Source organism: Cryobacterium sp. TMN-39-2 (assembly GCF_004402745.1).
Lineage (GTDB): Bacteria > Actinomycetota > Actinomycetes > Actinomycetales > Microbacteriaceae > Cryobacterium > Cryobacterium zongtaii.
This window is the reverse complement of record NZ_SOFX01000027.1, coordinates 241,506-265,687: the sequence shown is the minus strand read 5'-3', so window position 1 is coordinate 265,687 and position 24,182 is coordinate 241,506. Positions and strand designations below refer to the sequence as shown.

Genomic DNA, 24,182 nt, shown 5'->3' with positions numbered 1-24,182 from the left:
AAGGAAAACCCCCGATGACAGTAGTCATCGGGGGTTTTTTCGTCGTGCTGTGAACCCGGGTGAAAAGAATTTCCGGAAATATTTCTGGGGAATTCTTGCCGGCTCTTCTCACCCGGCGTTGGCGAGTTGGCGGCACACTTCAGGGGGCTTCAGGACCTGGCCCGGTCGGACCATTCCCGATACTGAGCCACGCGTCCGGCCCCGCTCCCCGAGACCCGGCCGGCCGGCCCTGGCGTGCCGTCCTGGCATCCTTCATGGCTCGCAATTGCCGCTCAACCTCTGCCGAGGTCGCCCCGGACGACAGCTGGCGCTCCAGGTCGGCATCCGGTGGGGCAGTGAGATCGGTGAGGGCGCCGCTGGCGAGCAGTTCGTCGGTCGCGGCGGCGCGGGCCTGCATCTGAACGATCCGGTCCTTGGCCCTGTCGAGGCTGACACCGACCTCGCTCATCTGCGAGCCGAGGCCGGCCGCGGCCTCGTTCGCCTTCACCTGCGCCTGCGAGGCGGCGTAGCTGGCCTTGATGCTCTCCTTCTCGGTGCGGAACGCGGCTACCCTTTCGGCCAGGCGCCGTTCGTTGTCCTGCAGCTGCCCCTGCTGCTTCTGCAGGAGGGTGTACTGGTCACGGAGTGCGGCCACCTGGCCCTCCAGCAGGGAGCGGCGTTCCAGAGCGGTCCTGGCCAGGTCTTCCCGGCCCTGGTTCAGGGCGGAATCGGCCTGGTCGGCCAGCCGTTGGTGCCTGGCGCCCATCTCCTGGCCCTGCAGCTCGATCCGTTTCTTCGCGGTGGCAACCTCGGCCAGGCCCAACCTCACGTCCTGCAGCATCCGCACCAGCTGCTCGTAGCTGTCGTCAAGAGCTTCACGCGGGTCCTCCAGTCGGTCCAGGGTGCGGGAGGCCTTGCTCCGGAAGATGACTCGCAGTCGGTTGGTGAAGGTCATGGGGTGCTCCTTTTGTCTAGCCGGTGCGCCGAGGTTTGCTGCATCGAGGTCCGCTCCGGCGTGGGCAACCCGTCCAGCAGGGTGAGGGCGTGCAACTCCGCGACACCGGCGTCGACGGCGGCGATCTCACGGTCCACGTCGGCGCCCAGGGTCGTGAGGGTGTCATCGGTGCGCACACCGAGGCCGGCGGCAACGACGGAACGGACCCGCCCCACCAACCCGGTGATCTGGTCGACGCGCCGACTGGCCACCGGGAGAGTCTCTCGGAGCACGACAGGGTCCCGTTCGGTGGCCAGCAACAGCAATTGCGACTCCACTCTGGTGCCCTCGTTCTGCAACCGTCCGACGAGCCTCTGCAACTCACCATGCGGGCCTCCGCTCTGCACGGCGAGGTCAACCGCGGCCTGTCCACTGGCGAGCGAGTCCCTCAGACGCAACCGAAGGCGGAGGATTTCGTGGTTCGGGCCGACACTCACCCGCGTGCGCACACGCAGCACGGCACCGTTGAGAGCCCGACTTCGCCGTAGCCGCCTGTACAGCACGCGTGCAATGACGATGACCGTGACGGTGGACACGACCATGATCGCCGCGAGGGCGATCAGGATCTCAGCGAGGACGCTCACGTCAACCACCCGCCTCGTCCGCTCGCCAGTGGCGGATTCTTAAGGACGTGCAGGGTCATATCTCCACCTTCATCCCAGGGCTGGTGCGGTGCCGTCCCGAACGACGGCACGCTCTACCGGGCAAAATACGCTCATTAGCGTGGAGTTGTCGGGGAATGCCCTGTTCTTGTCTGAACGCTCTCGTCAACCCGCGGCGACGCCAACGGCTCACCGCGGGCGGGACCATCGACTCTGGGCCCCCGCTCTACGATGGGGAGGTGAATGAGACCCTGCCGCCGTGCCCGGAATGCTCCAGCGAACTGACCTACGAGATGGGGGCGCTGCTGGTCTGCCCACTGTGCGGGCACGAGTGGGCGGCAGGGGCCGCCTCCGCCGGTGAGCCGGTGCAGGATGCCGCGATCACCGACGCTCACGGCAGCGTGCTGGCCGACGGCGATTCGGTGACCATCATCAAGGACCTCAAACTCAAGGGCAGCTCTACCGTCATCAAGGTGGGCACCAAGGTGCGCGGCATCCGCCTGCGCCAGGGTGTGGGCGATCACGACATCGAATGTCGAATCGAGGGAGTGAGCATGCAGCTCAAGTCCGGGGTCGTCAAGAAGGCCTAGCCCTCGGCTCGGCAGTCAAGGGGGTCACGATTGCAGCCCCAGATTCCACCCCCAAGTGGGGGCCTTCGGATTACACTCCCCGATATGACCGAGCAGCAGCAGTACACCGTGGTGCGGGCCTTCCCTGGCTTCGATGTGCGCCGTTATCCGGACTGTGTTCTCGTGCAGGTGCAGGTCGACGGGGGCTTCACGCGGGCGGCGAGCCGGGGCTTCCGGCCGCTGCAGAACTATCTCGCCGGCAACAACCTGTCGGCAACGACGATCCCCATGGCGCCGCCGGTGCTGCACGAGCGGGCGGGGGAGTCCGCGCACCTGATCAGCTTCGTGCTCCCGGGTGAGTCGGACCCGGACCGTGCGCCCCTGCCACTGGACGAGAGGTTGCGGATAATCGTCCTGCCCGCCCACGAGGCCGCGGTCCTGCGGTTCGGCGGGGGCTGGAGCACAAAGAGATTCACCGATCACGGGCGTTCCCTGCTCGGGTCGCTGGAGGCCGCTGATCTCCTGCCGGACGGGCCGGTCTACTACGCACGGTTCGACCCGCCGTTCCGGCCCGGACTCCGGGGGCGCAATGAGGCGTTGGTGCGAGTGACCTCGGCCTGACGGGCGTCGATAATGGCTGGATGCCCCCTTCAGCATCTGCAGCCCGTTCAGACCAGGCATCGATCCCCGCCGCTCCCGTACGCTGTCCGTGCGGCAGCGGCAACAGTTACGACGACTGCTGCGGGCGCCTGCACCGCAGCGACGCCCGAGCCGCCACGGCCGAGCAGCTCATGCGATCGCGCTACTCGGCCTTCGCGGTCGGCGACGCAGGCTATCTCCTGCGCACCTGGCATCCGAGAACTCGGCCCGACACCATCGAGTTGGACACGACTGTGCGGTGGATGCGGCTTGACATCGACCGGACCGAGCGGGGAACCCTGTTCGACACCGAGGGCGTCGTGGAATTCACCGCACACTCGCGTCAGGACGGCCGGCGGGCTCAGCAGCACGAAGTCAGCCGATTCGTCAAGGTGTCCGGCGCCTGGCTGTACCTCGACGCGGCCGACTGAGCAACGGAATCGACGGGGCGTCGGGCGCGTCACGTCCAGATGGGAAACTGGACCCATGACCGCAACACTCGTCGCCAAGGCCCTGGCCGGTGGCTACGCCCACCGCACACTGTTCGATTCCCTCGACCTCACCGTCGCACCCGGCGATGTCGTCGGTATCGTCGGCGTGAACGGTGCGGGCAAGTCCACCCTGCTGCGCCTGCTCGCGGGCCTCGACGAGCCGCAGGGCGGTTCCGTTGCCCTGTCGCCGGCGGATGCCTTCGTGGGCTGGTTGCCCCAGGAACACGAACGGGTGCCAGGGGAGACCGTGGCGGAGTACATCGGTCGTCGCACCGGCTGCGCCCAGGCGACCAGGGAGATGGACGCCGCCGCCGCTGCCCTGGCCGAACCAGCCGCACCGGGCGGGGCTGACCCGGCCGATGTCTACTCGGTGGCCCTGGACCGCTGGCTGGCCAGTGGTGCGGCCGACCTCGATGACAGGCTCCCTGCCGTGCTGTATGACCTCGGTCTTTCCCTCGACGCCGACGTGGCCGCGGACGCGTTGATGACATCGCTCTCCGGCGGCCAGGCCGCCAGGGTGGGACTGGCCGCCCTGCTGCTGTCCAGATTCGACATCGTGCTGCTCGATGAGCCCACCAATGACCTCGACCTCGACGGGCTCGAACGCCTGGAAGGCTTCGTCACGGGCCTTCGCGGTGGAGTCGTGCTGGTCAGCCACGACAGGGAGTTCTTGGCCCGCTCGGTCACCAAGATCCTCGAACTGGACCTCGCCCAGGGCGCCAACCGGGTTTTCGGCGGCGGCTACGACTCCTACCTGGAGGAGCGCGAGACGGCCAGACGGCAGAAGCGCGCCGACTACGACGAATTCGCCGAAAAGAGGGCCGATCTGGTCGGCCGGGCCCGGACCCAACGGGAGTGGTCCAGCCAGGGTGTGCGCAACGCCATGAAGAAGTCTCCGGACAACGACAAGATCCGACGCAAGGCCGCCGCCGAATCCAGCGAGAAGCAGGCGCAGAAGGTACGCCAGATGGAGAGCCGCATCAGTCGTCTCGACGAGGTCGACGAACCGCGCAAGGAATGGCAGCTCGAGTTCACCATCGGCGCCGCACCGCGCTCGAGCAGCGTGGTCTCGGTCCTGAACGAAGCGCTCATCCGCCAGGGTGACTTCGTCTTCGGTCCGGTCTCCCTGCAGGTCAACGCGGGGGAGCGCATCGGCATCACCGGACCCAACGGCGCCGGCAAGACCACGCTGCTGCGCGCCCTGCTCGGCCGCCTGGCGGCCGATTCCGGTTCCACAAGCCTGGGCGCGAGCGTCGCCGTCGGCGAGATCGACCAGGCCAGGGCCAGCGTCACGGGCGAGCAGACCCTGGTGGCCATCTTCGAGCAGCGGCTGCCCGAGCTCTCGGCCGGCGAGATCCGCACCCTGCTCGCCAAGTTCGGCCTCACCGCCGACCACGTCAGCCGACCCGCCGACGCCCTGTCACCCGGTGAACGCACCCGCGCCGGTCTCGCCCTGTTGCAGGCCACGGGCGTGAACCTCTTGGTGCTCGACGAACCAACCAACCACCTGGACCTCGCCGCGATCGAGCAGCTGGAGCAGGCACTCGAGTCCTACACGGGCACCCTGTTGTTGGTGACCCACGACCGACGGATGCTCGCCACCGTGCGCCTCGATCGGCACTGGGCGGTCGAGGATGGGCGGGTGACCGAGTCCGTGTGACGGAAACCGTTTGACGGAGGCCGTGTCATCGAAGCCGTGACAGGCGTTGCGGCCGGGCTCTGAGGGTGCTGTCATGGATGTCGACCCGTGATGTAGATCAACGGAGGACTCCCGATGACATCGAGCACCTTCCCCGAGAACGGCACAGATCCCCGCCGGCTGGTTGAGGACCTGCGCACCGACGTAGAGGCAGACCTGATCGTCGACACCGACCCCGGCTACGACGACGCGAGGCGGGTGTGGAACGGCATGATCGACCACCGGCCCCTGCTGATCGTGCGTGCCCGTGCTACCGGCGACATCGCGCCGACCCTGGCCCTGGCTGCCAGGCACCGGCTGCCCCTCGCCGTGCGCGGCGGCGGGCACAACGTGGCCGGCAACGGCACCGTCGACGCGGGGATCGTGCTCGATCTCGCCGCCCTCAACACCGTCGAGGTCGACCCGGACGCCCGCACCGTGCGGGCACTGGCCGGGGCGACCATGGCCGACATCGACCGGGCAACCGAACCCTATGGGCTCGCCGTGCCGCTGGGCGTGGTCTCCGCCACCGGCATCGCCGGTCTCACCCTCGGCGGCGGCGTCGGCTGGCAGACCAGGGCACACGGGCTGACCCTAGACGCCATGGTGGCGGCGGATGTCGTCACGGTGGCCGGGACGAGAGTGCGGGCCAGCGCGACCGAGAACCCCGAGTTGTTCTGGGGGCTGCGCGGCGGCGGCGGCAACTTCGGCGTGGTGTCCTCGTTCACCTTCCGGGCGCATCCGTTGCCGGCGCGGCCGGTGACCGGCAATTTCGTCTACCCGAAGGAGCAGTGGGCGGCGACGCTGGCGGCCTACGACGAGTGGACCAGGGACCTGCCAGACGAGCTGACCTCCATCCTCAGCGTGCTGGTGCCGCCGCCGGCCATGGGGCTCGGCTCTGAGCCGCTGATGCTGCTGGGTTTCGCCTGGGCCGGCACCGACACCGACAGGGCCCGGGAGGTCATCGACCGGATGCGCCGCGCCGCCCCGCCCGCGATCGAGGCCGACGAGCCGATGCCCTGGACCGCGTGGCAGTCCGCCGTCGACGGGGTCTTCCCCAAGGGTGTGCGCGGCTACTGGAAGAACACCTCCTTCGACAGTCTGGATCCTGCGGTGATCGATACCCTGCTACGCCGCGGAGCGGAGCAGACCTGGCTCGGCACCGCCTTCGATATCCACCACATGGGCGGCGCCTTCGCCAGGGTGGCCGAGGACGACACGCCGTTCCCGAATCGGGGAGCGCGGTTCTGGCTCAACATCTACGGATTCTGGACTGACCCTGCCGACGACGCCGAGCGAGTGGCCTTCGTGCGCGAGTTCGGCGCGGAGATGGCGGTGCTGGGCTCCGGCGGCACCTATGTGAACTTCCTCGGCGCGGAATCCGGCACCGACCCGGTGGCCCAAGCGCTGGCCGTCTACGGGCCGGCCAAACTGGAGCGACTCGCCGCCCTCAAGCGCGAGTACGACCCCGAGAATCTGCTGAGGCTCAACCACAACATTCCGACGACGGTCACCCGCACTGGGTCGCCCGGCGACACCGCGACCGGCGACACTCAGTAGCGACACGGAATAGAACGCCGGTGCGCCCCGTTGAGCCCTAGTATGCGTATGCATACAAACTGATCGGAAGGGCGCACCACACATGGCACCGAAACTGGAACTGGGTCTCGACACGTTCGGCGACGTCACCTACGCCGCGGACGGCAGCCTGCTCAGCCACGCCCAGGTGCTGCGCAACGTCGTCGCCGAGGCGGTGCTCGCCGACCAGGTGGGCCTGAGCTTCTTCGGTATCGGCGAACACCACCGCGAGGATTTCTCCGTCTCCGCCCCCGAGGTCGTGCTGGCCGCCATCGCCGGTCAGACCAGCACCATCAAGCTCGGCTCCGCCGTCACCGTGCTCAGCTCCGACGACCCCGTGCGCGTATTCCAACGCTTCGCCACCCTCGACGCCGTCTCCAACGGTCGCGCGGAGGTCATCCTCGGCCGCGGGTCGTTCACCGAATCCTTCCCCCTGTTCGGCTTGGAGCTCAGCGACTACGAGCAGCTGTTCGAAGAGAAGCTCGAGCTGTTCGCCGAACTGCTCAAGGAAGCGCCGGTGACCTGGTCGGGTAGCACCCGCGGCTCCCTGACCGAGCAGCGGGTGTTCCCGCCGACCGAATCCGGCTCCATCCGCACCTGGATCGGTGTCGGCGGGAGCCCGCAGTCCGTGGTGCGCGCCGCCCACTACGGTCTGCCGCTGATGCTCGCCATCATCGGTGGTGAGCCTCTCGCCTTCGCCCAGTTCACCGACCTGTACCACCGGGCACTCGACCAATTCGGCAAGGACCCGCAACCCATCGGCGAGCACTCACCCGGCTACGTCGCCGCGACGGACGAGCAGGCACGCGAAGAGATGTGGCCGCACTACCGCGCCATGCAGGACCGGATCGGCCGCGAGCGTGGCTGGGGCCCGGCCACGAAGGCCAGATTCGAGCAGGATGCCGGCCCCGACGGAGCTTTGTTCGTCGGCTCCCCGCAAACCGTCGCCACCAAGATCGCCAAAATGGCCACCGGGCTCTCGCTGTCCCGTTTCGACCTCAAGTACAGTCTCGGCACCCTCTCGCACGACAAGCTGATGACCAGTATCGAGCTCTACGGCACCGAGGTAGCCCCTCTGGTACACGAAATGATGGCCTGACGGGAATTTGGCGTGCCCCGGACGGGGTAGCGTGAACACGTGGGCCCGGCTCGGGCAAACCACCCACCTTCATCCTTTCGTTCTGACCTTCCTCGAGGAGTACACCGTGGAAACCTGGCCCGGATCTGCCTACCCGCTTGGCGCAACCTATGACGGAAGCGGCACCAACTTCGCCCTGTTCAGTGAGGCCGCCGAGCGGGTGGAGCTCTGCCTGTTCGACGAGAACGGCGCCGAGACCCCCGTCGAAGTCCGGGAATCCAGCGCCTTCGTGTGGCACTGCTACCTGCCGGAGGTGCAGCCGGGCCAGCGCTACGGCTACAGGGTGCACGGCGAATACAACCCCAGCGAGGGCAAGCGCGCCAACCCCAACAAACTGCTGCTCGACCCGTACGCCAAGGCCACCTGCGGCGTCATGGACTGGGACCAGGCACTGTTCTCGTACAACTTCGGCGAACCCGACTCCCGCAACGACGAGGACTCCGCCCCGCACATGATGCTCGGCGTCGTCGTCAACCCGTTCTTCGACTGGACCGGCGACCGCTCCCCGCGCACCCCGTACAGCGAATCGGTCATCTACGAAGCGCACGTCAAGGGCCTCACCCAGCTGCAGCAGGAGGTGCCGGAGTCCCAGCGCGGCACCTACGCGGCCGTCGCGCATCCGTCGGTCATCGAGCACCTGCAGAAGCTCGGCGTCACCGCGATCGAATTGATGCCCGTGCACCAGTTCGTCAACGACAGCACCCTGCAGGACCAGGGGCTGAGCAACTACTGGGGCTACAACACCATCGGCTTCTTCGCCCCGCACAACGCCTACTCCTCCAGCGGCGACCTCGGCCAGCAGGTGCAGGAGTTCAAGGGCATGGTCAAGAACCTGCACGCCGCCGGCATCGAGGTCATCCTCGACGTGGTCTACAACCACACCGCGGAGGGTAACCACCTGGGCCCGACCATCTCGTTCAAGGGCATCGACAACGCCGCCTACTACCGGCTGATGGACGACGACGGCCGGTACTACATGGACTACACGGGCACCGGCAACACCCTCAACGTGCGCCACCCGCACTCGCTGCAGCTGATCATGGACTCGTTGCGCTACTGGGCCATCGAGATGCACGTCGACGGTTTCCGGTTCGACCTCGCCAGCGCCCTGGCCCGCGACCTCTACGACGTCGACAAGCTGTCCACCTTCTTCGAGCTCGTGCAGCAGGACCCGATCGTCTCCCAGGTCAAGCTGATCGCGGAGCCCTGGGACGTCGGCCCCGGCGGCTACCAGGTCGGCAACTTCCCGCCGCAGTGGACGGAGTGGAACGGCAAGTACCGCGACACTGTGCGCGACTTCTGGCGCGGCGAGCCCTCCACCCTGGGCGAATTCGCCTCCCGCATCTCGGGCTCCGCCGACCTCTACGAGCACTCCGGCCGCCGCCCCGTCGCGTCGATCAACTTCGTCACCGCGCACGACGGCTTCACCCTCAACGACCTCGTGTCGTACAACGAGAAGCACAACGACGCCAACGGCGAGGACAACAACGACGGCGAAAGCCACAACCGGTCCTGGAACGCCGGAGTGGAGGGCCCCACCGACGACGACACCGTCCGCACCCTGCGCGGCCGCCAGCAGCGCAACTTCATCGCCACGATGCTGCTCTCCCAGGGTGTCCCGATGATCCTGCACGGCGACGAACTCGGCCGCACCCAGCACGGCAACAACAACACCTACGCCCAGGACTCCGAGCTGAGTTGGATCCACTGGGACGAGGCCGACCAGCCCCTGATCGAGTTCACGTCCGCCGTGGTCCGCCTGCGCAAGGAGCACCCCACCTTCCGTCGCAGCCGGTTCTTCGACGGTCACCCCGGCAAGCGCGGCGAGGGCGACCCGCTGGCAGATATCGTTTGGCTGAACACCGACGGCCAGGAGATGCGCGCGGAGGACTGGGACGAAAGTCGGTCCCGCACCGTCAGCATGTTCCTGAACGGCCAGGGCATCCGGGAACGCGACTCCCGCGGCCGCGAGGTCACCGACGTCAACTTCATCCTGCTGTTCAACGCGGATGCCGAAGACGTCGAATTCACCCTGCCGAGCGCCGAGTACTCGCCCGCGTGGGAGATCGTGATCGACACCGGGGGAGAGGGTGCCGATTCGGAGCCCCGCCCGGCCGGTGCCACCCACACCGTGATGGGACGCTCACTCGTCGTGCTGCGCGAGTACCACGTGCCCGAGGTTGCTCCGGACCACTCCGTTGCCGCGTCGCTGGCAAGCCACCCGTCGCCGCCGACGTCCACGCTGACCCTGCCGGTGCTGCCGGACCCGTACTCCTCGACCGAAGGACACGAGTAACCACCATGAGCATCCCCGTCTCCACCTATCGCCTGCAGATCACGTCGGCCTTCGATCTGGATGCGGCGGCGGGTGTGCTCGATTACGTCAGCCGGCTCGGCGCGGACTGGCTCTACCTCTCGCCGCTGCTCACGGCCGAGGAGGGCTCCGACCACGGCTACGACGTGATCGACCACGGCAGCATCGACCCGGCCCGCGGCGGCCCCGAGGCGCTCGCCCGACTGTCGGAGCGGGTGGCCGCGGCCGGCCGCGGCATCCTGGTGGACATCGTCCCCAACCACGTCGGCGTCCAGACGCCGCACAGCAACGCCTGGTGGTGGGACCTGCTCCGAGCCGGGCAGGGCTCCCGCTATGCCGAGGCCTTCGACGTGGACTGGCCCGCCGGCAACGGTCGGCTGCTGCTGCCCGTACTCGGTGACGGCGACACCGAACTCGACCAGCTCACCGTGGTGGGCGACGAACTGCGCTACTACGACAACCGGTTCCCGCTGGCTCCCGGCACCGCGGACGACGGCGCCCCCGCCGCCGTGGTGCACGACAGGCAGCACTACGAACTGGTCAGCTGGCGCCGCGCCGACACCGACCTGAACTACCGCCGCTTCTTCGCCGTGAACACGCTCGCCGGTGTGCGCGTCGAGGTGCCCTGGGTCTTCGACGAATCCCACCGCGAGATCCTGCGCTGGGTGCACACCGGCCAGGTGCAGGGCCTGCGGGTCGACCACCCGGACGGCCTCGCCGACCCGGCCGGCTACCTCGACAGGCTGCACGCCGCCATGCCGGACGGCTACCTGCTGGTGGAGAAGATCCTGGAGGGCCGCGAACAGCTGCCCAGCAGCTGGTCGACCCACGGCACCACCGGCTATGACGCCCTTGCCGACTTCGACAGGGTCCTGGTGGACCCGGCCGGCCAGGACGCCCTCGACACCCTGGAGGCCACCCTGCAGGGCGGCGCCGTCTCCTGGACCGAACTGGTCTATACCGGCAAGCGCGCCATCGCCGACGGCATCCTGCAGAGTGAGGTACGCCGACTCGACCGTCTGATCCCCGAGGTCCCCGATGCAGCCGACGCCCTCGCCGAACTGATCGCCTGGTTCCCGGTCTACCGCTCCTACCTGCCCGTCGGCCGCCACGAACTCGACACCGCCGTGCGACTTGCCCGGCAGCGCCGGCCCGACCTCGACGCCACCATCACCGCCCTGCTGCCGTATCTCACCGACCCCGCACACCCCGCGGCCGTGCGGTTCCAGCAGACCTCGGGGATGGTGATGGCCAAGGGTGTCGAAGACACCGCCTACTACCGCTACAGCCGGCTCACCTCCCTCAACGAGGTCGGCGCGGACCCGAGCGAGTTCGCGGTGCCGGTGGAGGAATTCCACCGCCGCCAGCAGACCCGGCTGGCCGTTGCGCCCGCCTCACAGACCACCCTGTCGACCCACGACACCAAGCGCGGCGAAGACGTGCGGGCCCGCATCTCGGTCCTGGCCGAGATCCCTGACGAGTGGACCGCTGTGCTCGGCGAGCTGCGTGCCCTGGCCCCGCTCGGCGACGCCCCGTTCGAGAACCTACTCTGGCAGGCCATCGTGGGCTCCTGGCCCGCCTCCACCGACCGTCTCATCGGCTATGCCGAGAAGGCGTCCAGGGAAGCGAACCTCTCTACCACCTGGACCGCGCCCAACGACGACTTTGAAAACCGGATGCGCGCCCTGGTTCGGGAACTCGCCGAGGACGGGCCCCTGACCCGCACCGTTACCGCCTTCGTCGACAGGGTGAAGCAGGCCGGCTGGAGCAACTCGCTCTCCCTCAAGCTCATCCAGCTCACCGCGCCCGGTGTGCCCGACGTCTACCAGGGCAGCGAACTCTGGGAGATGTCGCTCGTGGACCCCGACAACCGCCGCCCGGTGGACTACACCGTGCGCCGGGGCTACCTGGACCGCGTCAGCGCGGGCTGGCTGCCCCCGATCGATGAAACCGGCGCCGCGAAACTGCTCGTCACCACCAACGCCCTGCGCCTGCGCCGTGATCGGCCGGAGCTGTTCGTCCGGCACGCACCGGTCGAGGCGTTCGGCCCGGCCGCCGCCCACGTGGTGGCCTACGACCGCGGCGGCGCCGTGACCGTCGCCACCCGGCTGCCCGTCGCGCTCGCCCGCACCGGCTGGGGTGACACCACGATCATGCTCGCCGGGCACGACTGGCAGGATGCTCTCACCGGCATCCGCTTCGCCGGCGGCCAGGTGCGTCTGGCCGACCTGCTGTCGCGCTATCCGGTTGCGCTGTTGATCCCCGCGAGCATCACCGCACCCACCGCTATCGAGGAGGCCACCCCGTGACGACAGACAACCCCGACGTCGTCGCCGTTCCGATCGACGTGTGGGCGCCCGCCGCCGAGACCGTCGGGCTGGTGGCCGGCGACGCCACCGCGCCGATGACCCGCGGCGACGCCGGCTGGTGGCACGGCAGCCTGCCCGGCAGCGCTGACGGTGTCGACTACGGCTTCCTGCTGGATGGCGCCGGCCCGTTTCCCGACCCGCGATCCCGCCGCCAGCCGCACGGCGTGCACAACCTCTCCCGCAGCTTCGACCCGGCCACGCACACCTGGCAGGACGACGCCTGGACCGGTCGTCAGCTCGCCGGTGCCACCATCTACGAGCTGCACATCGGCACGTTCACCCCCGAGGGCACCCTGGAGGCCGCGGCCGGCCGGCTCGACCACCTCGTGTCACTCGGTGTCGACTTCGTCGAGCTGCTGCCGGTGAACGGCTTCAACGGCACTCACAACTGGGGCTACGACGGTGTGCTCTGGTATGCCGTGCACGAGGGCTACGGCGGCCCGGCGGCGTACCAGCGGTTCGTCGACGCCTGCCACGCGGCCGGCATCGGCGTGATCCAGGACGTCGTGCACAACCACCTGGGCCCCAGCGGCAACTACCTGCCCAACTACGGGCCCTACCTCAGCGACGCCGAGGGCAACACCTGGGGCGCCTCGGTCAACCTCGACGGCCAGGACTCCGACGAGGTGCGCCGGTACATCATCGACAGCGCGTTGATGTGGCTGCGCGACTATCACGTCGACGGCCTGCGGTTGGACGCCGTGCACGCCCTCAAGGACCACTCCGCGGTGCACCTGCTGGAACAGCTCGCCGGCGAGGTGGCCGTGCTCAGCGCCTCCGTGGGCCGCCCATTGACCCTCATCGCCGAATCGGACCTCAACGACCCCAAGCTGATCACCCCCCGTGAAGCCAACGGGTACGGACTCGACGCCCAGTGGAGCGACGACTTCCACCACGCCGTGCACGTCGCCCTCACCGGTGAGACTGTCGGCTATTACGCCGACTTCGCCCCCCTCGGCGCCCTGGCGAAGGTGCTCACCCGCGGGTTCTTCCACGACGGCACCCTGTCCACCTTCCGCGGCCGCCACCACGGCCGCCCTGTCGACACCGAACGGATGCCGGCCTGGCGGCTGGTCGTCGCCTCGCAGAATCACGACCAGATCGGCAACCGGGCCATCGGCGACAGGCTCAGCGCCCAGCTCGACACCGGCCAGCTGGGCATCGCCGCCGCACTCACCCTGCTCGGCCCGTTCACCCCGATGCTGTTCATGGGCGAAGAGTGGGGGGCGCGCACACCGTGGCAGTTCTTCACCTCGCACCCAGAGCCTGAACTCGGCCTGGCCACCGCAGAGGGCCGCATCGGCGAGTTCGCCCGGATGGGCTGGGACCCGGCCGTGGTGCCCGACCCCCAGGACCCGGCCACCTTCGAGCGGTCAAAACTGGACTGGTCCGAACTGCAGCGTGGCGATTCCGGTCGTCTCCTGGCGTTCTACCGTGACCTCGCGGGTCTCCGTCGCCGGCTCGCCGACCTGACCGATCCACGGTTCGCGCGGGTCGCGGTGGCCTATGACGAGGCGGACGGCTGGCTGTTGCTGTCCCGCGGCGAGACCGAGATCGTGATCAACCTTTCCGCGACCGCTCGGTCCGTTCCGGTTGCCGGGCAGAGCGTCCTGCTCGCCTTCGCGAACAACGCCGATGCGAGCCCCCGGCTCGACGCCGGCCGGGTGTTGCTGCCGCCGCACTCGGTCGCGGTCCTCGCCTAGGTCCATCTACCCGCCAGCTCCACTCGCCAGTACCACTGACCATCGAGGAGGACCCATGGGCCATTTCCTATCCACGGAGACGGCGGCTGCGCTGGCCCGGCTGACGGAGCTGGACGCCAACGCGGCGGCTCCGCCGCTGGAGCGGATGCGGGCCATTCGTGCGGTACTTCACCACCTTGACGCCGACCCGGCCGCGCTGGCGAGCGTACGCGACGCCCTGTCCGATGGAGCGGGCTGGCCCGAGATCGCGGATGCCGCCGGGCTCAAACCCACCGCGGCCAAGTGGCGCTGGCAGGGCACCGACTCCGACATCGCGGCCCGCCTGGATGCCGGACGCAAGCGCAGCGCGCGGCCCAGCAGCGTTCCGACCGACCTGCCCGGGCACTCGGTGGCCGAGGCTGCCGGATTGCTCGGCGTCAGCGTTCAAGCGGTGTACCTGCAGGTGAGCAGAGGTAAACTGGTCAGCCGCACCGTCGAGCTGGCGGATGGCCGCAGTTACAAACGCGTCATCCTTCCCGGGGACGCGCTACCCTCGACGACAGAATCCGCGGAAACTGACCCCGAAAAACCAACCCCCTAGACGACGACCCCCGCAACGACGATCCCCTCAACGACAGAGCCTTGAGACATCACCCGAGCTACCGAAACCCACCCACGGAGTGACCATGACCGATCAGAGCTATGACCCGTTCGACCGAACGTTCCCCCTCGACACCTCGACCACCACAGAACGCCTGCCGATGCCGGGCACTCAGCCCGCCGGCGACGGGCCGACGGGTGACGGGCCGGTCGACCCCGCAGAGTCCCCGGTCCCCAACCGGACCAAGACCCGAAGCCGCACCCTGCTCTCCGACCTTAGAACGGGGCCGCCGCAGCGGGCCGCACTGGTGGTTCTCGTAGGCATCGCCGTTCTGACGATCGCGTTCATCATCATGATCTTCGTGAACGTCTCCAACGAGAGCATCATCGCCTTGGCCGTCATCGCCACGCCGATCGCCTCGATGGTGGCGGCGTACTACGCCGTCACCCTGAGCATCCAGCAGGTCGCCACTGAGCGTGCCGACAAGGAGAAGGCCCTCGCCAGGCTCACGGCCGTCGAGGCCGGTGCCCGCGAGACCGAGGTGTGGGCCTCCCAGATGGAGTCCGGGCTTCGGGTCGCAATGGCCAAGCTCGATGGTGCCGGTGTGTCCACCGTCGCGGTGACCCGGGCGGCCGGTACCCCGGACGACTTCTTCTAGGCGGTTCAGCTCAGCCCAGTCAACGCCCGTCGGCGCCGCCAGGTTGCCCGGTCGCGCGATCCCTCGCAGCGAGGGATCGGCCGGCACGAAGGTAGTGCCGCATGGGGGCCTGCCGCAGCCGCGTCGGCAGGCGCGGATAGATCAGACGGATGACGCCGATCACGGCGTTGTACCTGCGCTGGCGTCCGGGCGACCAGGGCAGGTCGAAGAGGGCTCGTTCGTCGGGCTGCAGGAGGCCCGTGGTGACCAGGCGCCCCAGCGGCATCGCCAGGCGCAACCAGACCGGTCCGGTGGTGGGGTGCAGCAGTTGCCTGGCCACCGATCGGGTCGTCTCGTCGGTCGCCAGGCCGGACGTTGCGCGGCTCCAGTACGCCGCGAAAGCCTCCCGGTCCGCGGGCCACAGCCCGGGCGGCACCTGAAGGGCGGTGCCTAGAACGCCGTAGTCACGGTAGACGGACTCGGCGTCGGTATCCGTGAGCGGTCCGTAGACCAGCTCGTGCACACGGGTCGCGGATTCGTACAGGGTCGCGGCAACCCAGAGCTGCAACTGCGGATCGAAAGCGTTGTACGCCGGGGCGCCGACGCTCTGGGTGCCGTGCACCGGGCGATGGGCCAGGGAGACCCGGCGCACGGCCGCGGCCCGGTCGATGGGCGAGCCGCAGGTGACTGCGTATACGTAGGAGAGCGTGCCGCTCAGTCGACTCAGCGGTCGGGTCGCGAAGTCGCTGTGCCTGGCGACGCCGTGCCCGACGGCGGGGTTCGCGAGCTGTAGGAGGATCGCGCGACCGCCGCCGAGAACCAGAACGCTTTCCGGGGCCACATCGCGAATGCTCAGTGCCGGGCTCGACAGGGACGCCGGACTGGACGGGGACGCTGTCGGCATCGTGGACTCCTCTTGACAGGCCGAGCCTACTTCCCCGCCGAGGAGTCGGGTTCTCCGTGCGTTCCTGAATCGTTCACATCTTTTCTGGTCGGTGATGGAATATCCTGTAGTCCTATGCGCTTGCATATACCTGAGGGCAGCGAATCCACCGCCCCCACGGACTTGAGGAGCACCATGAGCGACATCACCACCACGACCATCCCGGGCTACAAAGCGGGAACCTGGACCATCGACCCCACGCACAGCGTCGTCGGCTTCAGCATCCGTCACATCATGATCAGCAAGGTCAAGGGCACGTTCGAGACTTTCAACGCCACCTTCGTCACCACCGAGAACCCCCTCGAGACCAGCGTCACGGCGTCCGCCGTCGTCGCGTCCATCAACACCAACGAGGCCAACCGCGACGGCCACCTGCGCACCGGCGACTTCTTCGACGCCGAGACCTACCCGACCATCGACTTCGTGTCGACCGGAGTGCGCGTCGTCGGCGGCGACTACCTCGTGGACGGCAACCTCACCATCAAGGGCGTCACCAAGCCCGTCACCTTCGACTTCGAGTTCGGTGGCTTCGGCGGCGACCCCTACGGCAACTACAAGTTCGGCGCCACCGCCACGACCCAGGTCAACCGTGAAGACTTCGGTCTCACCTACAACGCGGCCCTCGAGACCGGCGGCATGCTGCTGGGCGACAAGGTCACCATCACCCTCGAACTGCAGGGTGCCCTCCAGGCCTAAGCACTCGGCATCGCGCAACGGGGATCCCACCAGTGGGGTCCCCGTTGTTGTGTCTGGGTTGTGTTGTCTCTGTGTGCGGTTCCGCCCGTCACCCGGCCACCGGTTCGTCCGGCGTCGGCCGCAGGACCCCGATTCGTCGCAACACCAGGGCGATGAGCGGATCAAGGGCGAACAGGAAGAACGCGGGGGAACCGACCAGCGTCGCCAGCAGAACGACGGCGAACGACTGTGCGAGCGCGCTGACATTGTTCACCCGTGCGTTGTGAACGGCGGTGGCGGATGCGCCATGCACGAGCTGTCTGCGGGGAGAGCTGGCGTGGAACCACTGCCAGGTGCTGAAGAGCAGGATCACGAAGAAGTTCAGGGGTAACAGCGTGCGGCCCAGCAGGTACCGGCTGAGTTCGTCGTTGAGACTCGTCGTGAACGGAACCAGGACCACGCCGAGAAGGCGGAAATTGTTGAGCCAGATGATGGTGGTATCCACACGGGGGATGAACTCGAACTGACGCACGTGAATGAGCCACAGCAGGCTGAGCAGCAGAAAGCTGATGACCACGTTCAGGATGCTCGGTGCCAAGGCGTTGACCTGCCGTAGGAACTCGGCGTTCGACGTCACGACGCCGATGCTGTCCACGGAGACGTTCAGCACCAGCAGCGTGGCCGCGATGGCGAAGACGCCGTCAGTGTACGATTCCAGCCGCCGGGTGGACAGAACCGTTCGCCGGGCCGTCGTCGCCGTGGTCGGCGCAGCGTGGCGCTCGGGCTCCGGGCTGCTCGACATGCGGGCAGCCTACTCGCCGGTGATCTCCTCGCGCACCCGTCGCAGGTCCTCCATCAGGGCGCCGATCAAGATCCAGTGCTGGGGATGTGGAGTCATGATCATCAGCGGCGCCGTCAGGGCGAGCGGCTCGATCCCCGGAGCCGCTGAGGCGGACGGCTTCCCGTCCGCCGGCACGGTGAGCAATCGCAGATCGTGCGCGGCCCTCTCCAGCTCGATGGCGAAGGCCTGCACGGTGGGCTCGAGGTGCAGGCTGTCGTCGTAGTGGTCCCGCAGCGCTCTCGTCATGCCCAGTGCCCGGGTGACCAGGGGCACCAGGCGGGCGTAGAGGTCGGTGTCGGCGTCGAGAACCTCGCGGTGCCTGCTTTGGCGGGGATTGAGTGTCAGGCTCTCCTCGGCCTGGCTGATGGCCCGTTCGGCCTTGGCCAACATGGGCCGCAGTAGTCGGGCCTGGATCATCAGGCTCTCCAGATCGGCGTACTTCTGCGGGCTCAGCAGCGCGGTGGCCACCCGGTCGAAGGTCGCGGCCACCTCCAGGGTGAGCCGGGTCACCGCGTCGTGTGCGGGCGTGAGCAGCACCGGCGGGACGATCAACGCGTTGACGATCACGGCGATCGCGGCGCCCAGGATGGTCTCGATGATGCGGTCCCTGGCGTAGGTCGGTGTCGCGGCACCCAGCACGAGGACGAGCATCGCGCTGATCGGGATCTGATTCGCCGAGCCAGGCGACAGCTTCAGGGCCCAGGCCAGCAGGATGCAGAGCACGATCGCCGCCAGGACGATCCAGCTGTCCTGTCCGAACCACAGCCCGATGCCCAGAGCGACCAGGACTCCGCCGACGACGCCGAGGCTGCGTTCCAGGGCCCGTCCCAGGGACTGGTTGATGCTGGGCTGCACGACGAAGATGGCGGCCATCGCGGCGAAGATGGGCAGCTCGCCGGGCAGGAGCCACAGCGAGATTACCCAGGCCAGGACCACGGCGACCGAGGTCTTGAGGGTCTGCAGCAGCGGGATCCGTCTGGATACTCGCAGGCTGGTCGTTATTCGCACTGTCATAGGGTACAAGGCCCGACGGACCGGACCGATCACCGGTCTCACCACGGCAGGCTAGGGCGCGGCGGGCACGGTCGGTGAGGCCGGAAGCACCTGCACCGGGCGGCCGAGGAAGCGGGCGTATTCGTGAAGGGCCCGATCGGTTCCCGGGAGCGATGCGGCGCCCTGCGGGGTGAACGGCGCAGGGTGCACCGTGATCGCCCGGGGCTGCCAGTCGCGCCGCCAGGTGCCGAAAATGCGGCCGCCGCGAACCAGGACGGGCAGGAAGATCCCGTTCTTGCCCGGGACGACCCTGGTCAGGTTCTCGGGTTCGATCGCGAAGCTGCGATCCCGATAGCCGAGCAGGTATTCATCGAAGCCCGGCAGGGCCAGCACGGCACTGGGACCGCGCCCCGGCGCGGCGCGGCCCAGCGGTCCGAGATCTGAGCTCTGGGGGAGCAGGTGGCTCACGCCGTCGACGTCGAGGCTGTTGAGCTGCCCTCCCGCAACGGCCAGGGCGGTCTTGGCGTCGCTCATGGTGAGCTGGGACCACCAGGCGAAGTCGGTCAGGGGAGCCGGCCCGTGTCCGGCCAGGTAGCGCAGCAGGTATTCGCCCAGTGCCTGGTCGCGTTCGAGCTGCCGGGGGTGCGGGACCCAGTCCGAGAGCAGCACGAGCATCTGTTGGGCGTCGAGCTGCCGGCCCCAGCAGAGGGTTCCCGACTGGGCGAGGTGCCAGATGAGGTGATATCCCCGCTGGCCGTCTGTGCCGATGCCGTGGCGCTCCAGCAGTGCCAGGAAGGCTGCCCTGGTGAGCTCCCGTCCGCCGCTGAGGGCATTCTCGGCCACGGTGCGGGAGCGTTCGATGGTCGCCTCGTCCAGGCCCAGGTCGCGGCGCCGGGTTGCCGCACCGGCCCAGAGCCTGGCGGTGGTGAGTCCGAGCATCCAGGCCAGGTCCGGCCCCGGCACCAGGTGCAGGGTTCCCCGCATCGGCCAGGAGCGCACGATCCTGGCGGAGTCGATCAGCGTGTCGATGTCGGCGGAGGTGCTTCCGGGGGCCCGCACGGCAACGGCCCACTTCGCCCAGCGGAGGTCCTGCGCCTGCACGGCCAGCATGCGGTCGACGACCTGGGCGGCCTCGGTGATCGACCCGGTCAGCGCCTGGCTGGCCAGGCGACGCCGGGTGATGTCGGAGCGGGAGGCACGCGTCATGGAACCGCAGCCTATGACTCAGGTGAGGATCAGGCCAGGTCGTCGTCGGTTCGTGCGCCGAAGACTATCTCGTCCCAGCTGGGCATCGATGCGCGGCCGCGGCGACCGGTCTGACCGGTGCGTGGTTGGCCCGTGGCGGCCTGAGTGGCCCACACGTTGCGGGTTTCCTCGGGGGCTGCGGTGGCAGCCTCGGCGACCGGGGGAGCCTCGTTGACCAGGCGGATCCCGGACTCGGCCGGTGCCCGCTCGGTACGGCGGGTATCCACCACTGGCGTGACGGGCGTTTCGGTCTCTCCGGCGGCCGCTTCCCGTTCGCCGCGGCGGCGGCGAAGCGACTCGAGCAAGTCCGCGGTCTCGCTCAGGCTCTGCGGCGGTTCGGCCGCTCGCTTGATGGCGGCCTTGGACACGGCCTCCGTCGTACCGGCGGAACGGGCGTACGGCACCGGATCGTGCAGCGGAGCCGTGTCGTTGAGGATGTCGTCGGCCAGGGATTCCTTGAAGGTGAAGGCGCCGCTGTCGAACCGGCTCACGTCGGCCAGGCTGGTTTCGGCGCCGACGGCACGCAGCCGGGGGATCAGGGCACCCTTGAGCTCGCCCTGCTGGGAGAGCGCAATGGCCTCACTGCCGATCGGCGAGAGGGTGTTCTTCTTGGGTTCGAAGCCCCACCGGGCGTCGTGGTCGATGTCGTCAGCCGTAAAGGCGAGCTTGACGATCCACCCGGCGCCGGGTTCCTTCCAGCTGGCCCAGCGTTCGTTGGACGCACCCAGGGACGCCAGGCGTTCCCGGATGACGCTGCCGAAGTTGGCCTGCTCGTCGATGGGATCGGGGTCGATCGCGGTGTGCACGGGTACGCTCAGCGCGCTCGACACTATGTATTCGCGTTCGGCGACCACCGGTCCCTCGAACCGCTTGACGAAGTCCAGCGACGCACCGGTCACTGCAGCGACGTCCTCCGCGGACATGCCGGCACGGATGTGCGCCTGCACCTCCCGGGGCGACAGTTTGGGCCGAACGGACGCATCCGTTTGGGTTTGGCGAAGCCGGGACTGGAGAACCGCATCGATGGGGATCCGAAAGCGATCACCCTCCTCTGACGCTGCAAGCAGCGCGCCGTTCTCGACTCCGATAACTTTCAAATCCTGCATGGCGAAAGCCCTCTCGCGATTACTGATGGCCCAACCCTGCCATGCAATCTGGCATTTTTCGGGGAATACTGCGGGCGTGCCGGAAGTTGCTCCCATTGCCAACCTGAAAGGTTGGTGATTGGTTTGCTATTCCGCACGGATTGTTGCAAACTATGGCCGCCGATTTCGTTTATCGGCGTTAATGAAATGGATGGGCATGGCAACCGATTACGACGCACCGCGAAAGACCGAAGACGACTCAGAGTCGATTGAGGCCCTCAAGGAGCGTGTACCCGACAAGATGTCTGGTGTCGTTGATGTTGACGACTCCGACAACCCCGGTGGCTTCGACCTCCCGGGCGCCGATCTGTCCGACCTCGACCTCGACGTCGTCGTCCTGCCCCCGCAGGCCGACGAGTTCACCTGCGTGGAGTGCTTCCTCGTGAAGCACCGTTCGCAGATGTCGCACGAGACCAAGCTCGGCCCGGTCTGCCTGGAGTGCGACGCCTAAGCGCGCTTAGTTACTTGATGCTGGCCGTCGCGATCCATTGATCGCGGCGGCCATTTTCTGCGGCCGGCGGCTGGAGACCAGCCAATACGGCGCCGGATCGGTCGGGTCTTCAAGCGGGATCCGCACCACGGGTGCGATCCAGCCACGGATCAGCAGCCACGCGCGGGCATCCAGCTTCTGGCCACGCTCGAGAGTGGCGTCCGCAGCCTCGAGGGGGACGGCCTCACCGAGCAGGCGGGTTTCGATGCGCGCCCGGCCGGCGGTGAGGACACCGTCGGACACCGAAACCGTCGGCGACGCCAGCACCAGCAGCAGGGCGCTGCCGAGGTAGAGGCCGGCGCCGGTCAGGATCCCCGCCAACACCGAGATCGGCAGGAAGACCAGGAGGCTCGCGGGAATCACAAGCGCAGTGATGATGAAGAGCCATGGGGATGGCCAGAGTTTTTCGCGATAATCGGGCATGGGTCTATTCGACCAGATAACTGCACTACCCTCGACACGTGGCTGAAAGCGTCGAAGTCCTGATTACCGCGTCCGTTCTCCCGACATACGCCCATCCGGGTGACGCCGGAGCCGACCTGCACGCCTCGGAGGCCTTGGTCCTGGCTCCCGGTGAACGGGCCCTCGTCGGCACCGGTGTGTCGATAGCGTTGCCGGACGGATACGCGGCCTTCGTGGTCCCCCGCAGCGGACTGGCCGTCAAGCATGGGATCACCGTCGTGAACTCGCCGGGGACCGTTGACGCGGGCTACCGGGGCGAGGTCAAGGTCTGCCTGCTCAACACCGACACCGTCACCCCGTTCCCCATCAACATCGGCGACCGCATCGCCCAACTCATCGTGGTTCCGGTGGCCCGGGCGGTCTTCGTTCCAGTCGAGCGGCTGCCCGGCAGCATGCGTGGCGAGGGCGGCTTCGGCTCGACCGGCGTCGCGCCGGGCGCTCCTGCGGACCGCGCCCCCCAGACCGAATCGTCCGCCCCGACGGACGCCCACCGAAGCGGAGAAACCCTGTGAGTGACAAAGTGAACCCCGACACGCGCTCAAGCACCGACGAAACGGCCGGCACCGACAGCGCCGAACTCGCCGGAGCCGAGCAGCAGGTCCCCGACATGCACGCCAAGTCAGCTCCGGTCGACCGTGACGTAGACGGTCCCCTCGACGAGTCTGAGGCGAACCCGGTCCGCCCATACGTCGATCTCGGTGGCGTGAAGATCCTGCCGCGCGAGGGCCTGCACCTCCGGCTCGAGATCGAAGAGGGCTCCAAGCGAGTCGTTGCCATCGGCCTGGACTATGCCGGTTCGACCCTGCAGGTGCAGCCCTTTGCGGCGCCGCGTTCCAGCGGCCTGTGGCAGGAAATCCGCGCCCAGATCGCCGACCAGATCGCCAAGCAGGGTGGCTCGACCACTCCGCGCGAAGGTCCGTTCGGGCCCGAACTCGTCGCCGAGATCCCCGTCGCAGCCGGCCAGGGTCCCGCGGGCACCACCCGGTTGGCCCGTTTCATCGGCGTGGACGGCCCGCGCTGGTTCCTCCGCGGCGTCATCGCCGGCGAGGGTGCCATCAACCCCGAAGCCGCAGCGCAGATCGAAGACCTGTTCCGCAGCATCGTCGTGGTGCGCGGTTCGGCCCCGATGCCGCCGCGCGACCTCATCCCGCTGCGGATGCCGGCCACCCCGGCCGGTAAGCCCGAACCCACCGGCACCTGATCCGTCAGGTGCACTCACCGAAAGTCACCTGATGACGGATTCCCTCTCCGGGCCAGAACCCGAACCGCGTAAGACGTCCGACGGCACCGACGGCACTGACAGTGCCGCCAGAGCCGGTGCCAACAGTGCCGGCAGCCCGGCAGAGCCCGCCGGCGCCCTCGCCGACAGTATGGCCGCGGCGGCCCGCCGCGCCGGGTTCAGTCCGGCCGCAGACGGGGAACCCATCAGCGGCCACGCGCTGCTGGCTGCCATGGGCGGCATCCGCGGCCTGGTCGAGGCCGTCCTGCCGGGCCTGGTCTTCCTGGTCACCTACACCCTCACCCGTGAGCTGATTCCGTCCCTGATCGCTCCGGTGATCATCGGGGTGATCTTCTTCGCGCTCCGGCTGGCCCGTAAACAGACCGTCACCCAGGCCGTCGGTGGACTCGTCGGAATCGGCCTCAGCGCCGTGCTCGCCCTGTTCACCGGCCGCGCTGAAGACTTCTACCTGCCGGGCTTCTGGACCAACGGTGTGTACGGAGCGGCCCTGCTGGTATCCGCACTGATCGGCTGGCCGCTCATCGGTGTGGCCGTCGGGTTCCTGATGGGGGAGCAGCTCGCCTGGCGGGCCGACCCGTCCAAACGACGGGTGCTGACAATTCTTACCTTCATGTGGGCGGGACTGTTCATCCTGCGCCTGGCCGTGCAGCTTCCCCTGTACTACGCCGGCAACGTCGAGTGGTTGGGCGCGACCAAACTGCTCATGGGGATCCCGCTGTATGCGCCGCTTCTTGTGGTCTCCTGGCTGATGGTGCGTTCCGTGTACGCGGCGACCGCCGCACAGCGGCCGGTGCTATAGTTATCTCGACGTCAAGATAGTTTGCGGTAAGGCTACCCTTGCTGGCAGAACCCGGCGTCAGTTGGTCAGGATTGAGGA

General features: G+C 68.1%; 24 protein-coding genes. 16 read left to right on the top strand and 8 right to left on the bottom strand.

All coding sequences use genetic code 11. The features are described from left to right. Positions 1-139 precede the first annotated feature (139 nt). On the bottom strand, positions 140-934 hold the full coding sequence (locus tag E3O57_RS09315) for a PspA/IM30 family protein (protein ID WP_088456362.1): 795 nt from the start codon (positions 932-934) through the stop codon (positions 140-142). After that, entirely contained in the window at positions 931-1,557 is a 627-nt protein-coding gene (locus E3O57_RS09310; RefSeq protein WP_133159795.1) for a hypothetical protein, read from the bottom strand. The genes E3O57_RS09315 and E3O57_RS09310 overlap by 4 nt, the downstream gene beginning before the upstream one ends. A gap of 257 nt (positions 1,558-1,814) precedes the next feature. On the opposite strand from E3O57_RS09310, the gene E3O57_RS09305 reads away from it, so the two are divergent. The 11 genes from E3O57_RS09305 to E3O57_RS09255 all read left to right on the top strand — a co-directional run bounded on the left by E3O57_RS09305 (position 1,815) and on the right by E3O57_RS09255 (position 15,292). Then, the gene (locus E3O57_RS09305; RefSeq protein WP_088456360.1) at positions 1,815-2,165 is read left to right on the top strand and encodes a zinc ribbon domain-containing protein YjdM; all 351 of its coding nucleotides are present in this window, start codon (positions 1,815-1,817) and stop codon (positions 2,163-2,165) included. 84 nt (positions 2,166-2,249) lie between these two features. After that, positions 2,250-2,765: a heme-binding protein gene (locus tag E3O57_RS09300; protein ID WP_088456359.1), complete on the top strand. Its 516-nt coding sequence runs from the start codon at positions 2,250-2,252 to the stop codon at positions 2,763-2,765. A gap of 20 nt (positions 2,766-2,785) precedes the next feature. Further along, a complete protein-coding gene (locus E3O57_RS09295) occupies positions 2,786-3,214 on the top strand; it encodes a YchJ family protein (RefSeq protein ID WP_103479545.1) in 429 nt (142 codons plus the stop codon). Positions 3,215-3,269: 55 nt separating this feature from the next. Then, positions 3,270-4,934, top strand: coding sequence for an ABC-F family ATP-binding cassette domain-containing protein (locus E3O57_RS09290; protein WP_088456357.1), 1,665 nt, complete (start codon positions 3,270-3,272; stop codon positions 4,932-4,934). Between the two features lie 114 nt (positions 4,935-5,048). Beyond that, on the top strand, positions 5,049-6,512 hold the full coding sequence (locus tag E3O57_RS09285) for an FAD-binding oxidoreductase (protein WP_103479544.1): 1,464 nt from the start codon (positions 5,049-5,051) through the stop codon (positions 6,510-6,512). A gap of 82 nt (positions 6,513-6,594) precedes the next feature. Beyond that, entirely contained in the window at positions 6,595-7,629 is a 1,035-nt protein-coding gene (locus E3O57_RS09280; protein WP_103479543.1) for an LLM class flavin-dependent oxidoreductase, read from the top strand. A 106-nt stretch (positions 7,630-7,735) separates the two neighbouring features. Next, entirely contained in the window at positions 7,736-9,964 is a 2,229-nt protein-coding gene (glgX, locus tag E3O57_RS09275; protein ID WP_103479622.1) for a glycogen debranching protein GlgX, read from the top strand. Between the two features lie 5 nt (positions 9,965-9,969). After that, positions 9,970-12,291, top strand: a complete 2,322-nt coding sequence (treY, locus tag E3O57_RS09270; protein ID WP_103479542.1) for a malto-oligosyltrehalose synthase — start codon at positions 9,970-9,972, stop codon at positions 12,289-12,291. Then, positions 12,288-14,054, top strand: a complete 1,767-nt coding sequence (treZ, locus tag E3O57_RS09265; protein WP_241990360.1) for a malto-oligosyltrehalose trehalohydrolase — start codon at positions 12,288-12,290, stop codon at positions 14,052-14,054. The genes treY and treZ overlap by 4 nt, the downstream gene beginning before the upstream one ends. Positions 14,055-14,109: 55 nt before the next feature. Next, positions 14,110-14,634, top strand: coding sequence for a hypothetical protein (locus E3O57_RS09260; protein ID WP_103459887.1), 525 nt, complete (start codon positions 14,110-14,112; stop codon positions 14,632-14,634). Positions 14,635-14,719: 85 nt separating this feature from the next. Further along, complete coding sequence (locus tag E3O57_RS09255) at positions 14,720-15,292, top strand: hypothetical protein (RefSeq protein ID WP_103459886.1); 573 nt, start codon at positions 14,720-14,722, stop codon at positions 15,290-15,292. Positions 15,293-15,311: 19 nt separating this feature from the next. Here the strand turns inward: E3O57_RS09255 and E3O57_RS09250 are convergent, their stop codons facing one another. Continuing rightward, positions 15,312-16,175 (bottom strand): oxygenase MpaB family protein, encoded by an 864-nt coding sequence (locus E3O57_RS09250; RefSeq protein ID WP_103479541.1) that lies wholly within the window; start codon positions 16,173-16,175, stop codon positions 15,312-15,314. A 174-nt stretch (positions 16,176-16,349) separates the two neighbouring features. On the opposite strand from E3O57_RS09250, the gene E3O57_RS09245 reads away from it, so the two are divergent. Beyond that, a complete protein-coding gene (locus E3O57_RS09245; RefSeq protein ID WP_088456350.1) occupies positions 16,350-16,910 on the top strand; it encodes a YceI family protein in 561 nt (186 codons plus the stop codon). An 88-nt stretch (positions 16,911-16,998) separates the two neighbouring features. Here the strand turns inward: E3O57_RS09245 and E3O57_RS09240 are convergent, their stop codons facing one another. Genes E3O57_RS09240 through sepH form a run of 4 tightly spaced genes read right to left on the bottom strand, consistent with a single transcriptional unit; the run spans position 16,999 to position 21,074 of the window. Next, the gene (locus E3O57_RS09240) at positions 16,999-17,691 is read right to left on the bottom strand and encodes a TMEM175 family protein (protein WP_088456349.1); all 693 of its coding nucleotides are present in this window, start codon (positions 17,689-17,691) and stop codon (positions 16,999-17,001) included. Positions 17,692-17,700: 9 nt separating this feature from the next. Beyond that, positions 17,701-18,744 (bottom strand): FUSC family protein, encoded by a 1,044-nt coding sequence (locus E3O57_RS09235; RefSeq protein ID WP_341476139.1) that lies wholly within the window; start codon positions 18,742-18,744, stop codon positions 17,701-17,703. 51 nt (positions 18,745-18,795) lie between these two features. Then, complete coding sequence (locus E3O57_RS09230) at positions 18,796-19,929, bottom strand: winged helix DNA-binding domain-containing protein (RefSeq protein WP_103479540.1); 1,134 nt, start codon at positions 19,927-19,929, stop codon at positions 18,796-18,798. Positions 19,930-19,958: 29 nt separating this feature from the next. Beyond that, positions 19,959-21,074, bottom strand: coding sequence for a septation protein SepH (sepH, locus tag E3O57_RS09225; RefSeq protein WP_088456347.1), 1,116 nt, complete (start codon positions 21,072-21,074; stop codon positions 19,959-19,961). A 196-nt stretch (positions 21,075-21,270) separates the two neighbouring features. On the opposite strand from sepH, the gene E3O57_RS09220 reads away from it, so the two are divergent. After that, the gene (locus E3O57_RS09220) at positions 21,271-21,564 is read left to right on the top strand and encodes a DUF4193 domain-containing protein (RefSeq protein ID WP_066599570.1); all 294 of its coding nucleotides are present in this window, start codon (positions 21,271-21,273) and stop codon (positions 21,562-21,564) included. A gap of 6 nt (positions 21,565-21,570) precedes the next feature. On the opposite strand, the gene E3O57_RS09215 is transcribed toward E3O57_RS09220, so the two are convergent. Then, positions 21,571-22,026, bottom strand: a complete 456-nt coding sequence (locus tag E3O57_RS09215) for a DUF3093 domain-containing protein (RefSeq protein ID WP_088456346.1) — start codon at positions 22,024-22,026, stop codon at positions 21,571-21,573. Positions 22,027-22,064: 38 nt separating this feature from the next. On the opposite strand from E3O57_RS09215, the gene dut reads away from it, so the two are divergent. The 3 genes from dut (at position 22,065) to E3O57_RS09200 (ending at position 24,104) form a co-directional block, all read left to right on the top strand. Next, positions 22,065-22,577, top strand: a complete 513-nt coding sequence (gene dut / locus E3O57_RS09210) for a dUTP diphosphatase (RefSeq protein ID WP_088456345.1) — start codon at positions 22,065-22,067, stop codon at positions 22,575-22,577. Between the two features lie 95 nt (positions 22,578-22,672). Next, the gene (locus E3O57_RS09205; RefSeq protein WP_103460028.1) at positions 22,673-23,266 is read left to right on the top strand and encodes a DUF3710 domain-containing protein; all 594 of its coding nucleotides are present in this window, start codon (positions 22,673-22,675) and stop codon (positions 23,264-23,266) included. Positions 23,267-23,297: 31 nt separating this feature from the next. Then, positions 23,298-24,104 carry a DUF3159 domain-containing protein gene (locus E3O57_RS09200; RefSeq protein ID WP_103479539.1) on the top strand — a complete coding sequence of 269 codons (807 nt, stop codon included), beginning with the start codon at positions 23,298-23,300 and terminating at the stop codon, positions 24,102-24,104. Positions 24,105-24,182 lie beyond the last annotated feature (78 nt).